Source organism: Prochlorococcus marinus str. AS9601, assembly GCF_000015645.1.
GTDB classification, from domain to species: domain Bacteria; phylum Cyanobacteriota; class Cyanobacteriia; order PCC-6307; family Cyanobiaceae; genus Prochlorococcus_A; species Prochlorococcus_A marinus_O.
Window position 1 is genome coordinate 1,471,655 of the sequence record NC_008816.1, and the last position, 13,051, is coordinate 1,484,705.

General features: G+C 32.8%; 13 protein-coding genes and 1 tRNA gene. 3 read left to right on the forward strand and 11 right to left on the reverse strand.

Annotated features, from left to right (window positions below):
- Window positions 1-17: 17 nt before the first annotated feature.
- Window positions 18-2,321: a photosystem I core protein PsaA gene (psaA, locus tag A9601_RS17205; RefSeq protein ID WP_011819136.1), complete on the reverse strand. Its 2,304-nt coding sequence runs from the start codon at window positions 2,319-2,321 to the stop codon at window positions 18-20.
- A 334-nt stretch (window positions 2,322-2,655) separates the two neighbouring features.
- On the opposite strand from psaA, the gene cobJ reads away from it, so the two are divergent.
- The gene (cobJ, locus tag A9601_RS17210; protein ID WP_011819137.1) at window positions 2,656-4,458 is read left to right on the forward strand and encodes a precorrin-3B C(17)-methyltransferase; all 1,803 of its coding nucleotides are present in this window, start codon (window positions 2,656-2,658) and stop codon (window positions 4,456-4,458) included.
- A gap of 96 nt (window positions 4,459-4,554) precedes the next feature.
- Window positions 4,555-5,343: a TIGR01548 family HAD-type hydrolase gene (locus tag A9601_RS17215; RefSeq protein WP_011819138.1), complete on the forward strand. Its 789-nt coding sequence runs from the start codon at window positions 4,555-4,557 to the stop codon at window positions 5,341-5,343.
- 229 nt (window positions 5,344-5,572) lie between these two features.
- On the opposite strand, the gene A9601_RS17220 is transcribed toward A9601_RS17215, so the two are convergent.
- The 6 genes from A9601_RS17220 to alr form a co-directional block, all read right to left on the reverse strand.
- A complete protein-coding gene (locus A9601_RS17220; RefSeq protein WP_011819139.1) occupies window positions 5,573-6,559 on the reverse strand; it encodes a sulfotransferase in 987 nt (328 codons plus the stop codon).
- Between the two features lie 350 nt (window positions 6,560-6,909).
- On the reverse strand, window positions 6,910-7,134 hold the full coding sequence (locus A9601_RS17230; RefSeq protein ID WP_011819141.1) for a hypothetical protein: 225 nt from the start codon (window positions 7,132-7,134) through the stop codon (window positions 6,910-6,912).
- On the reverse strand, window positions 7,127-8,488 hold the full coding sequence (locus tag A9601_RS17235; RefSeq protein WP_011819142.1) for an arylsulfotransferase family protein: 1,362 nt from the start codon (window positions 8,486-8,488) through the stop codon (window positions 7,127-7,129). Before A9601_RS17235 ends, A9601_RS17230 begins: the two co-directional genes overlap by 8 nt.
- Before the next feature lie 85 nt (window positions 8,489-8,573).
- Window positions 8,574-8,702 carry a hypothetical protein gene (locus A9601_RS18975; RefSeq protein WP_263890294.1) on the reverse strand — a complete coding sequence of 43 codons (129 nt, stop codon included), beginning with the start codon at window positions 8,700-8,702 and terminating at the stop codon, window positions 8,574-8,576.
- Between the two features lie 94 nt (window positions 8,703-8,796).
- A tRNA-Ser gene (locus A9601_RS17240) sits at window positions 8,797-8,885 on the reverse strand.
- 61 nt (window positions 8,886-8,946) lie between these two features.
- Window positions 8,947-10,146: an alanine racemase gene (gene alr / locus A9601_RS17245; protein ID WP_011819143.1), complete on the reverse strand. Its 1,200-nt coding sequence runs from the start codon at window positions 10,144-10,146 to the stop codon at window positions 8,947-8,949.
- Window positions 10,147-10,163: 17 nt separating this feature from the next.
- Here alr and A9601_RS17250 point away from each other — a divergent pair, with 17 nt between their 5' ends.
- Complete coding sequence (locus tag A9601_RS17250; protein WP_011819144.1) at window positions 10,164-10,721, forward strand: HNH endonuclease; 558 nt, start codon at window positions 10,164-10,166, stop codon at window positions 10,719-10,721.
- 13 nt (window positions 10,722-10,734) lie between these two features.
- Here the strand turns inward: A9601_RS17250 and prfA are convergent, their stop codons facing one another.
- Genes prfA through rplM form a run of 4 tightly spaced genes read right to left on the reverse strand, consistent with a single transcriptional unit; the run spans window position 10,735 to window position 12,984 of the window.
- The gene (gene prfA, locus A9601_RS17255; RefSeq protein WP_011819145.1) at window positions 10,735-11,829 is read right to left on the reverse strand and encodes a peptide chain release factor 1; all 1,095 of its coding nucleotides are present in this window, start codon (window positions 11,827-11,829) and stop codon (window positions 10,735-10,737) included.
- Window positions 11,830-11,857: 28 nt separating this feature from the next.
- Window positions 11,858-12,118, reverse strand: coding sequence for a 50S ribosomal protein L31 (rpmE, locus tag A9601_RS17260; protein WP_011819146.1), 261 nt, complete (start codon window positions 12,116-12,118; stop codon window positions 11,858-11,860).
- 14 nt (window positions 12,119-12,132) lie between these two features.
- Window positions 12,133-12,543 carry a 30S ribosomal protein S9 gene (gene rpsI / locus A9601_RS18425; RefSeq protein ID WP_011819147.1) on the reverse strand — a complete coding sequence of 137 codons (411 nt, stop codon included), beginning with the start codon at window positions 12,541-12,543 and terminating at the stop codon, window positions 12,133-12,135.
- Window positions 12,544-12,552: 9 nt separating this feature from the next.
- A complete protein-coding gene (rplM, locus tag A9601_RS18430; protein WP_011819148.1) occupies window positions 12,553-12,984 on the reverse strand; it encodes a 50S ribosomal protein L13 in 432 nt (143 codons plus the stop codon).
- Window positions 12,985-13,051 lie beyond the last annotated feature (67 nt).

Genomic DNA, 13,051 nt, shown 5'->3' on the forward strand with positions numbered 1-13,051 from the left:
AGGTGAAGTTCAGGTTATTAGCCCAGCCCGAAAAGGCGAGCATGGAAGAAGGCCCATGTGGTAGCAATACCACCTACTAGGAAGTGTGTAACACCTACTGCACGTCCCTGAGTAATAGATAGAGCTCGGGGCTGAATAGTTGGTGCAACCTTTAGTTTATTGTGTGCCCAAACAATTGATTCGAACAATTCTTGCCAATATCCTCTACCGCTGAAGAGGAACATTAAACTGAACGCCCATATAAAATGAGCACCTAAGAACATCAAACCGTACATGCTTATTGATTGACCATAGCTTGTTAATACTTGAGAAGCTTGAGCCCAGAGGAAATCTCTTAACCAACCATTGATAGTAATTGAACTTTGTGCGAAATTACCACCAGTAAGTCCCCAAACATCACTCTGCATTTTCCAAGAGAAGTGGAAAATAACTATTGATAAACAGTTATACATCCAGAAGAGAGCTAAGAAAACGTGATCCCATGAAGAAACTTGACATGTACCACCTCTTCCAGGTCCATCACAAGGAAATCTAAATCCTAAAGAAGCTTTATCAGGGATCAACCTTGAACTTCTTGCATAAAGTACTCCTTTGAGAAGTATCAAGACAGTTACATGTATTTGGAAAGCATGAATATGATGAATCATTAAATCAGCTGTACCTAATGGAATTGGCGCTATAGCTACCTTTCCGCCAACTTCTACTAAACTTCCATTAAAAACTTCACTTAAAGCTTTGTGAGGTAAAGCTTCTGAAGTACCTGCTAAAAGAAAAGTTCCAACAGCAGATGCTTGAATACTCTGTACCCATTGAGCAAAGATTGGCTGAAGTTGGATTGCTGAATCACTAAACATATCTTGAGGTCTACCCAAAGCTCTCATAGTATCGTTATGAATATAGAGTCCAAAACTATGGAATCCTAACCACATACATACCCAGTTCAAGTGACTGATTAAAGCATCTCTTGCCTTAAGAATTCTGTCTAAGACATTATCAATATGTTTTGCTGGATCATAATCTCTAACCATTGCAATTCCAGCATGCGCACCTGCTCCAACTATGAATAATCCACCTATCCACATGTGATGGGTAAATAATCCAAGAACTGTCATGTAGTCAGTAGCTATATAAGGATACGGAGGCATCGCATACATGTGGTGAGATACAAGAATGCTTATTGATCCAAGCATCGCTAGATTTACCGATAGCTGTGCATGTCTACTTTCTGCCATGAACTCAAAAAGTCCTTGATGACCTTTAGGCGCAGGGAATAATATTGGGTCGCCTTGTTGTGAATCTAATATTTCTTTCATACTATGACCAATTCCATAATTGGTTCTATACATATGACCACCGATTATTGCTATTACACCAAAAGCTAAATGATGATGTGAAACATCAGTCATCCACAAGCTACCTGTCACAGGGTTAAGTCCACCTTTGAAAGTAAGGAAGTCTGAGAAAGCTAACCAATTTAAACTGAAGAAATTGCCTGTACCACTTGCTAATCCAGGGAATATCTGACCGATAATTTGTGGATCGCAGAGTTGATGCGGCATAGGCATATCTGCAATTGTTGCTATTTCTTTCCCATTAATAACTAAAGGAGAACCTGCATCAATTGCATCTAAGAGAGCCGCAGTAGGAGCTCCGATATGAATACAATGGCCAGCCCATGCTAAAGATCCTAATCCTACTAAACCAGCTATGTGGTGGTTAAGCATAGACTCTATATCTTGAAACCACTCCATTTTTGGAGCCGCTTTGTGATAATGAAAAATTCCAGCATGAAGCATAAGTGCAGCCATTACAACAGCACCTATTGCCAAAGCCATGAGTTCACTCTCATTAGTGATTCCCCATGCTCGCCACATGTGGAATATTCCTGAACTAATTTGAATACCGTTGTAATTAGCACCAAGATCAGCATTAAGCATTTCTTGACCAACGATTGCCCATACTTGCTGAGCTCCTGGTTTGACATGAGTTGGATCAGCTAACCAACCTGAGTAATTAGAAAATCTTGCTCCATGGAAAAATGCAGCACTCATCCATATAAAAATGACTGCAAGATGTCCAAAGTGAGCTGAAAAGATTTTTCTTGTTGCTTCTTCAGCATCGCCTGTATGCACATCGAAATCATGTGCATCAGCATGCAAATTCCAGATCCAAGTTGTAGTTTTTGGACCTTTAGATAATTTACTTGACCAGAAACCTGGCTTATCTAATTTGGCAAAATCAATAGGTCTTGGATCGGCCTTTACAGGATCTTCCAAAACTTTTTTGTTTTTTTCTCCACTTTCTGGTGGGCTGATGGTCATCTAGCACCTCGAAAATAATTGACATTAAAGCCGATAGATCGGATCTTGAACCTATTTTTAATGATAATGTTCAAGAAAACGATACCTTCGGAACTTTAGATATTCGTTTCAAAAATAATAAGGCAAAGATTCTTTCGTTATGCATTAACGTAACAAATGTTCTAATGATTGTTACTATATGAAAATTTTGTTAAATTCTAGTCTATGACTAAATTATGAGTATTTTTACTCAAATTTTATATAAATTTCTTAAATTTTTTTTTATATTTCAAAGAAAATTTTTTAAATCCAGCGACAGGATATAATTTCAAAGTTACTACCAATAGTTTCTAATTTGAAAGGCATTGCGATAGGTCTATCTAATAATTCAAAAGAAATTTTAAAAAGACTTAAAAAAACTGAATTTGTCAAAGACATCTATATTGCAGGTTCTTCTAAAGATGCAGGAAAAGTAAATGAACTTATTCAAGTACAAAAACCAAAAAAAATTTTACTTAAAAAATGGTCGGAGATAGATTTAATAATTTTTATAGGCTCAATTGCTGCATCAATACGCATTATAAATTCTTTTTTAACCTCTAAAGATCAAGATCCAAGTGTAATCGTTATAGATAAAAAATGCTCCAAGATAGTTCCTTTAATTGGCTTACATCATTCAAATACGCAAAATATTGCGTTTCAAATTGCTAATTTATTTGGTGGCGAAATAATAGAAACTAATAATTCCAATGATCAAAGCTTTTTAAATCTTGATGCATTTGGGTATCAATGGGGTTGGAAAAGATCTGGCAAAATAAAGGATTGGTCAAAACTAGTAATTAAACAAGCTAAGAACGAAGAAATTTTTTGCAAACAATTATCTGGTAATAGCTTATGGAAAACTTCAGAATCAGCTGAGATTATTAATCAAATTAATGAAAAAGAAACTGAAAAACCAGATTCAACATTTCATGTAAGTATATTCAAAAAGCATTTAACTACTTGGCATCCTCCCGTATTATGGGTTGGCATTGGATGTGAAAGAAATACAAGCAAAGAATTAATAGCAAATTCTTTTAATAATTTTTTGGAGTCAGGAAATTTCTCTCAGCAATCAATTGCGGGATTTGCAACTATTGATATTAAAAAAGATGAGAAAGGAATTTTAGAACTTTCCAAAGAAAAAAACTTGCCTATAAAGTTTTTTAGTAAAGAAGATCTTTCAACAATAATTGTTCCAAATCCATCAACCGTAGTTCAGAAGGAAATTGGCACACCTTCCGTAGCAGAAGCCTCTTGCTTACTGGCAGCTGGAGAAGAATCAAAATTATTAAAAGAAAAAAGAATTTTTAAAAATCAATCTGGGGCAGTAACTATTGCTGTAGCAGAATCAAAAAATCAATATAATCCAACCCATGGCGAAATACATATTATTGGAAGTGGGCCTGGTGATATCTCCTTTTTAACTAGTAATGCAAAAAAAGCACTTTCAAGATGTACTGTTTGGATCGGATACAAAATGTATTTAGATTTAATTAAGCCCTTAAAAAGGAATGATCAAGTTTTAATTGAAAGTAAACTTACTGAAGAAAAAGATAGATGCAGTAAAGCAATTAAACTAGCCGAGGAAGGAATAAAAGTGGCTTTAATTTCTTCAGGTGAATCTGGATTTTATGGCATGGCTGGTTTACTTTTAGAATTACTTCAAAAAATCAAAATAGAATATAGACCTTACTTTGAAGTTCATCCAGGTATAAGTAGTGTTCAATTGGCTGCTGCGATTAGTGGAGCACCATTAATGAATGACTTTTGTTCAATAAGCTTAAGCGATAAATTAACTCCATGGTCTTTAATAGAAAAAAGAATTGCAGGAGCTCTTATGGGTGACTTTGTAATAGCTTTATTTAATCCACAATCCATTGAAAGAAATTGGCAGCTAAAAATTGTAATAGATATATGTTTAAAATCTAGGCTTGGGAATACTCCAGTTTTAATAGCTAGACAAGTAGGGAGAGAAAATCAATCCAAAAAATTTTTTACTTTAAACACTATCCCTTTTAAAGAGATTGATATGTTATCAATCATTATTATTGGCAATTCTCAAACAACCTTAGTTGATGAAATATTTCTCACTCCCAGAGGATACTTAAAAAATTAAGTTTCAATAATCCATAATTTAATAATATAGGAAGTTTTTCTTTGCTTTTTTTTTATAAGAAGACTAATCTTTTTATAATAATAGTTAAATAATTAATTGAAAAATATTGGTTTAATTTTATTTGACATAGATGGGGTAATCCGCAGCGTAGAAAATAGTTACAGACTTTCATTAAAAAAAACAGTTTACAAATTTTCGGGATGGGAGCCAAGTTATATAGATATTGATAATGCAAAAAATGAAGGGATTTGGAATAATGATTGGGATTTAAGTTTAGAGCTTATAAAAAGATGTATCAAAAAAGAGAGCTTAAACCTTAAAATTCCTTCAAGAGAGGCAATAGTAAAATGTTTTGAAGAGTTTTACTTTGGTGGAGATCCAAATAAAGATAGTAAATATTGGTCTGGATACATAACAAATGAGGAGTTATTAGTTGATAAAAAGTTTTTTGATGTAATTCAAAGAAATGGAATAATCTGGGGTTTTGTTAGTGGTGCAGAGTCTGCTTCTGCAAAATTTGTTTTAGAAAAAAGACTTGGACTAAAATCACCACCATTAATATCTATGGGAGATGCCCCTGACAAGCCAGATCCTCAAGGTTTAATTAACTTATCAAAAAAACTTAGTGGAGATAAACTTGGGGAATCAAATATTCCAATTGCATATGTAGGTGATACTATTGCAGATATAAATACGGTAGTTAACGCTAGAAAGGAAATACCATCTCAGAAATTCATAAGTATCGGAATAGCCCCCCCTCACTTACATTTGAATTCTCGATTAAAAGAACGTAATTCTTACGAAACAAATCTTAGAAATGCAGGCGCAGACTTGATTTTAAATTCTATTTATGAACTAAAAGATATTAATCTTGAATTGTTTTAAACCAAATATTAATTAAAAAATTTTCTGAAAAAATTACGAAGGGGGAGTCACTAGAAAGAGAACACTAGAAAACCTGAATGAACTAATACGAACTAATATGAGACAAGATCGACGTAATTTACCCACCAAATTCAAATTACCCACCATTTGCTTAAATGAAATTAACTGGCCTTATTATTGAAATTACTAATTAATAATTAAATAATTAGAACTTTCTCGACATATATTTTTAATCTTCTTTTTTCATAAGAGTTAAACAATTTAAATCAAGATATAAGGACAATGCTTTTTCTCTCAACTCTTTATCAATTTTTAATGAAATATTTTGTTTTGATTCTTTAAATTCAAAATCATAAGGTTTATTTATGTTCAGTAATTTTTGGATTTGAAACCAATATTCTTTATTTAAACAAAGTTTTTCATAAGAAATGAAATGTACGTTCTGGTTATTCTTTAAGAATTTATAAGCGTTATGATATGTAAGATACCACTGTTCTATCCAATGATTAATATCTAAATCAATATCAAAATTTATGTTCTCATTATAAATGGGAGCATAATTTGGACCAAATTCTGTATGTCCAATCCATTTCATATATTTTGATATAAACTTATCTTTTTTAGATTCCTCAATAAATCTTTTATGCTGTGTCAGCAAGGAATATCCATGCTGTATTGGATCTCTAAAAGGAATAAGTATTTTTGATTTACTGAAAATAGAATTAATCAATTTAACTCTTTTTATGTTTTGATTATTCTTACTAAGGTATCTTTTTTTTTTATACTTATGAACAATATTTCCTACACAAACTCTAAACTTATCTTCTAATTCTTCATACTCTTCTTTTGCAAAAGTTTTCCAAAATACCTCCTCAAACGCCTCTGGTGATTCTGTGGAGACTTTAATTCCGTCTCCATGTGCTCTTTCCTTAAATTCTGAATGTCTTTTATTGAAAGATATTTTAGACCACAAATTTGGTGCGAGGACGAATGGCATATCAGAATACGTTAAGGAGGCAAATAAATTAGATTTATAAATTGCATTCAGTAAGATTGTTGTACCTGCTCGTGCAAGTCCTGTAATAAAAATATGATTTCCAGTTTTACTTGCAGAGGAAATATTTGTACTTTCGACATCAAAAGTTACTTCACGCATAAATTGTGATGAAAGAGCAAATTTATGCAACTTTTGTTCTAACCAAGAGTAATTATTCATTTAAAAAATTAGTTTTCTAATGTAGGCATAAGAAAATGTAATTAATATAGATTCAATAATTCCTTTCCAAGACAATATAAAAGCAATAAAGCCGCTAAACAAGTTATCTGCAATAAGAAAAATAAAAATAATCAAAAATAAAATCAATAACATTTGCAGTGAATACTTCGTCATCTGCAATGAATATTTGGGGATAATATTTTCTTTCCAGTGATCGCTAATATTTTTATTCAATATAATAAGTACTGCTTTCTTGCTTACATTAACTGTTAATTTAATTAAATGAATGTAATTGAAAATAATAAATATCTCAACCGATAATAAACAAAGAAGAAGAAGAATGATATGATTCACTTACCTTTTTGCTTATCATTTTTAGATAACATCTGCTTCGTTTTCTTATTCTTGAAGGCACGTTTGATTGGGTAATATAAAATCCCCCATAATCCTAAAAAAAATGCCGCAATAATTCCAAAAATAGCAGCAATAACTCCACCGCCCATTCCAGGACCTATATAAGAAAAATATTGAGAAAAGTTAATAGACAGAGAGATGTATATTACTGCATTAATCATTGCATTTACCTCTTGCTTCTAAGAAATTTTTCACAATTTTAATACTTTCTGGGGTATAAAGAATTCTGGACCAACCAATACCATAAACATTTCCATTATCTGCACGATTTACGTGCGTCCACCTAAGTGAACCATCTGAATCAAAGTATAGTGTTCTTCCAAAATCTGTTTCTTCAATAAATAAATCACCGTTCGGTAAAATCTGACTTCTTCCGTTAGTCTTTGTTCTGACATCATTTTCAACTAAACTTTCTTCGAGATAAGTTGAATATTTATTAGTATTAAAGTCGTAAATAATTACCTCATTGTTACCGTCTACCACATTAGTGTTTACAAAGAATTTGTAGTTATTATGAAAAGCAGATATTCTGTAATCATCTAATATATCTACATCATGTACTCGAGAAAAAGGTCCTTTACCATGCCAAATAATTTGATTAGTTAACGGTCTATATAAAATAAGCATTGATTGAGAGTTTATAGATAAAAATACGTCTCCCTTCTTCCAATACTCTCCATCAAAGTCAACCGGTTGTATATCGTTAAGATGAATTGGATCTTTCACAAACCTATAATCTCCTGAAGAGAATAAAAGAGATTCTAGATTATTATCTATAAATATTTGTGATACAGATTTTTCAAATAAAACTTCTCCATTAGGAGATAATTTCACAATTCCATCGTCAATATATCCATTCTCCTCAACAATATCTCTACCTACTTTTTCAACAGGAAGAGTTTGGGGATACATATATGAGGGGACCCAAATATTGCCATCAATATCTGTTTCAATTGAATGATGAAATCTATCCTGAGTATTTTGAAAAATCAAATTAGAACATTCATCTATTTTCATTAAAGGACTTGAATCTTGAAAAACCAAACCACCATCTTTAAGAAGAAGAGGATGACGAAGTAAAAATCTTGAATTATTTCCATCCCTATTTAAATATTTGAACTCACCACTCTGCTTTACGGAGTCGTTAAATTTATTAATATCTGGATTCCAGGTATGTAACACTTTAAAGTTCATTAAATCTACAAGTTCAACAATTCCCTCTTTTAAATCTCGGTCATACCTGGAAAGTAAAAGATAAGATTCACTAGAATTAGGCGTACCATTAAAGTTATCTAATAGTGGAAATCTTTCTCCAGCAACTTGTAGTTGATTGCTCAAAAATATCTTCTTTAAATTCATAGGTATTTCTGCAAGAAATAATGCAGTTTTAGAAACCCTTCCTAATTTGGTGCTCCCTATCAATTCTTGCCTGACAAGTACACCAAAACCAATTGTTATGGGTATGCCTAAAAAAACAATTAAATAAAGTATCCAAATTTCAATCTTTTTGAACATAAAAGTTCGTATTATTTATATTATTTTTTTTGGTACTATAACATCCATCCTGTAAAAAATTTTTTTATCAATTTAATAATATATTTTACCCACCATAATCGCTTAGAACGTTTTCTCTGACTACGTTATCTCTACCCACCATTTTTACTCCAGATATTCGTTTTACCCAACAATTTACCCACCAGTTTGTGGACTTAATATTGAACTTGTGCAAACCTATAAGCACCTTATATGCTGGTATATGTAGTCATATCAGTAGATCTGAAACCTCAGGGAACTCTTATAAACTTCCACGAACCAAATAATTACGGAGAGGGAGGGATTCGAACCCTCGACAAAAGTTACCTCCTGTAACTCCTTAGCAGGGAGCCGCTTTCAACCACTCAGCCACCTCTCCAGTTCTTATAGATTATCAATTTTTCTGCAAACATTCAAAATTATTTATTTAATCGAAATGTCTAATCAACTTGAACTCTTGGCAATCTATTTTTGAAAGAACAAAGAATTTCCCATGGAATAGTATCGGATTCTTTTGCCCAATCAATAGGAGTAATAGTTTTGTCTCCATCAGATCCTAGTAAAATCATAGTACTACCAACTTTAATTTCATTTGAACCTGTTATGTCCACCATCATTTGATCCATTGTTATAGATCCAACTTGGGGGTAAAGTTTATTTTTGTAAATAACTTTTATCTTGCCTGAAAGATTTCTCGGAACTCCATCTGCATAACCAATACTTAAGACAGCTAATTTAGTTTTTCTGCAACTTACAAATTTTCCTCCATAACTTACATTTACACCAGGTTCAATAGTCCTAATAAAAGCTACTTTAACTTTCAAAAATAAAGCTGGTTCAAGCGATAAGTTTTTATCAATTTTTGTTAGGGGACTATATCCATACATAGAGAGCCCCACACGTACCATATTAAAATGAAAGTCTTTGTTAAGAAGCATTGCCGCTGAATTAGCCAAATGAATCTTAATTTCATTATTTCTATCAAGATTAATTTGCTTTAATAATTCATTGAACTTCAGTCTTTGTAGTTGTGTAATACTTTTAGGATCTAATGCGTTATCTTCATCTGCGGAAGATAAATGACTATATATTCCTTCAATTAAAATATTCTCAAAAGATTTTATTTTCTCAAAGTTCTGAATAAATCTACTATATTCAAATCCTAATCTTGACATTCCAGTATCAACCTTAAGATGTAAAGAAAATTTTAACCCAAATTGCTTCCCGATATTATTGCAAATCAAACACTCTCTTATACTACTAATAGTTGGCATCAGATCATTTTTAAAAGATATTATTAAATCCCTTTTTGTATATAGATTTCCGAGAATAAGAATTGGTTTTTTTACTCCAAAAGAACGAAGCTTAACCCCTTCTTTTAGAGTGGCAACGCCTAATTGAGAAGCTCCACCCCTAATAGCATATTCAGAAACTACTTTGGCATCATGTCCATAACCATCAGCTTTAACCACTGCCATAAATTGACAATTTTTACTTAATTTAGATCTTAAATTCCTGACATTTGTCTCTAGTGCTTTACCTCTTACTTCAATCCAAGCTCTTTGTTTTGGATCAATATTATGTCCAAATGTTGGATAACTTCCAAAATTAAATTCATGATTTGTTTGCCGAATTTGCATTAACTCTGCATAATTAAATGCGCTTATTGAAATATACAGTTAGCATGACATGTAAATTGTATTTTGGCATGAGCCAGACTCTAGTTTTAAATGCTTCTTATGAACCTTTAAACATTACTTCTTGGAGAAGGGCTGTTATTTTAATGATCAAGGGTAAAGCAGAAAGCTTAGAGGAGGATAACTCTTTTTTAATACATTGCGGCAGAAAATTACCAACAGTTATAAGACTTCGTTATTATGTGAAGATTCCATTTAGGGAAGTATCTCTAACGAGAAAAAATATTCTTCTAAGAGATAATAATTGTTGCCAATACTGTAACTACAGGGGAAGCGATTTATCAATAGATCATGTTTTACCTAGAAGCAGAGGTGGAACTGATATCTGGGAAAATGTCACTACAGCATGTCTTAGATGCAATGTAGCAAAAGGTAATCGAACCCCTGAAGAAGCAAATATGCCTTTAAAACGGAAGCCTTATCGTCCACTAAGTAATCTCAATTTTGAGGCTACAAGACAAATTGACTCTGGCAGACATAAAGAATGGAGTAAATACGTAATAGGGGTTGCAATCTAATAAAAATAAAAACTTAATTCACTTCGTTATTAAAATCTTCCATCATTCTTTTTTGTTCTTGCGCTATGCATGCATCAATTACTTCATCTAATTGACCAGCAAGAATTGGCTCAAGTGAAAAATTGGAACCTAATCTATGATCAGTTGTCCTATTATCTTTAAAATTATAAGTTCTAATTTTTTCACTCCTATCGCCTGTCCCAACCTGAGAAAGCCTTTGTGATCTCTCTTTTGCATTAGCTTCTTTTAATTGAATTTCATATAATTTAGCTCTTAAAATTTCCATCGCTCGTTCACGATTTTGCAATTGTGATCTCTCCTGAGTACAAAAAACTCTTATTCCTGTAGGCTTGTGGAGAAGATCAATAGCCGTCTCTACCTTATTAACATTTTGTCCCCCTGCTCCTCCTGATCTCGCGGTACCAACCTCTAGATCAATCGGATCAATCTTAACCTCAACAGGATCAGCCTCAGGCATAACTGCCACTGTAGCTGTAGAGGTGTGAACTCTACCTTGGGATTCAGTAGCTGGAACTCTTTGGACTCTATGTACACCAGCCTCAAATTTAAGCTGACTGTATACAGAATCACCCTTAACGGATATAACTAACTCCTTAAATCCACCCATATCGGACTCGGAAGCACTAACAGGTTTTACAGACCATCCAATTTTTTGTCCATATCTCTCATACATTCTTGCTAAATCACCAGCCCAAATACAAGCCTCATTACCTCCAGCACCAGCTCTGATTTCTAACATTACACTTCTTTCATCTCTAGGATCTTTTGGTAATAAGGCGATAGTGGTTTTTTGAATCAGTTCATTCTTAATTTCCTCTAGATTTATTAACTCCTCGTTTATCAAAGATTCCATTTCTTTATCATTTCTATTCTCTTTTAGTAGATTTTTTGAATCTTCGATTTCTTTATCAGTATCAAGCAACTTATTAAAATCAATAACCAATGGTTCCAATTTTGACCTTTCTCTTGCTATTGATTCTAATTTTTTGGGATCATTAGCTATATCAGGATCTGCAAGCTGAACCTCCAAATTTTCAAAACTTTCTGAAGCAGTTTTCAACCTTGCAATTAATGTTGAGTATTCCAATTGAAATTTTGCTTAATTTTTGGAAAATCTATTTTTTAGAATCTTTTTCTTCTTTTTGCTCTTTTGATGTGGCTGAATTAGCTGAACCCATTCCATATTTTTTCATAAACCTGTCAACCCTTCCTTCTGTATCAAGAATTTTCTGGGTTCCAGTGAAGAAGGGATGATTACCACTCCATACGTCAACATGTAATTCAGGCTGAGTTGAGCCAGTAGTCATTACAACTTCTCCATTACAAATAACTTTTGCATCTGGATACCATTTTGGGTGTATTTCTGATTTTGGCATAATTTAGATTTCCTTTAACGTTTAGAGAATTGAGGGGCTTTTCTTGCTTTTTTAAGACCATATTTTCTTCTTTCTTTAGCTCTAGGATCTCTACTGAGATGACCTTCAGTTTTAAGCGGCTTCCTATTGTCTGGAGATAATTCACAAAGTGCTCTTGCTGCTCCTTGCTTGATAGCGTCTGCTTGACCAGTCAATCCACCACCGAAAACATTTACCAGAATATCATAAGAATTTTCAAGACCTAATGTTTGCAAAGGTGCTTTTATTGAATTTAAATGTAGAGGATTAAAGTTTAAGTAATCATCTCCAGAACGACCATTAATTTTTATTAGTCCATTGCCTGGAATCAAGCGCACTCTAGCTACTGAAGTTTTTCTTCTTCCAGTTCCCCAATACACAGCTTTGTTTTTTATTTGACTATTCATTTTGATAAATTAACTATTTAATAATACAGGATTCTGAGCAGCATGCGGATGATCAGCACCTTTATAAACTTTTAGTTTTTTAAATTGCTGTCTTCCTAAAGAGTTATGTGGCAGCATACCCTTAACAGCTTGCTCGATGATTCTTTCAGGAATTCTCTCTTGCAGAGACTCAAATTTTTCAATTTTCATTCCACCTGGTCTGCCGGAATGTCTTCTATACAACTTTTGTGATGCTTTTTTACCTGTTACCTCAACTTTTTCGGCATTTACTACGATGACAAAATCTCCGGTATCTAAATGAGGAGTATATGTTGGTTTATTCTTACCTCTTAAAACAGTTGCAATTTCTGTAGCAAGTCTCCCAAGTGTCTTATCTTTTGCATCAACTAAAAACCAATTTCTTTCAATGGTCTCTAAAGATGGAGTAATTGTTTTATTCATTTACCAAACTTATGCAAATAAATTTAAAGTTAGTTCTAAATTCTACCTTATTAGAGGAATAATAAAC

Bases quoted from the DNA above. Each gene is read 5' to 3' on its own strand.
- psaA (WP_011819136.1), bottom strand. From the start codon at position 2,321: ATGACCATCAGCCCACCAGAAAGTGGAGAAAAAAACAAAAAAGTTTTG.
- A9601_RS17220 (WP_011819139.1), bottom strand. From the start codon at position 6,559: ATGAATAATTACTCTTGGTTAGAACAAAAGTTGCATAAATTTGCTCTT.
- A9601_RS17230 (WP_011819141.1), bottom strand. From the start codon at position 7,134: ATGATTAATGCAGTAATATACATCTCTCTGTCTATTAACTTTTCTCAA.
- A9601_RS17235 (WP_011819142.1), bottom strand. From the start codon at position 8,488: ATGTTCAAAAAGATTGAAATTTGGATACTTTATTTAATTGTTTTTTTA.
- alr (WP_011819143.1), bottom strand. From the start codon at position 10,146: ATGCAAATTCGGCAAACAAATCATGAATTTAATTTTGGAAGTTATCCA.
- A9601_RS17250 (WP_011819144.1), top strand. From the start codon at position 10,164: ATGCGCTTATTGAAATATACAGTTAGCATGACATGTAAATTGTATTTT.
- rpmE (WP_011819146.1), bottom strand. From the start codon at position 12,118: ATGCCAAAATCAGAAATACACCCAAAATGGTATCCAGATGCAAAAGTT.
- rpsI (WP_011819147.1), bottom strand. From the start codon at position 12,543: ATGAATAGTCAAATAAAAAACAAAGCTGTGTATTGGGGAACTGGAAGA.
- rplM (WP_011819148.1), bottom strand. From the start codon at position 12,984: ATGAATAAAACAATTACTCCATCTTTAGAGACCATTGAAAGAAATTGG.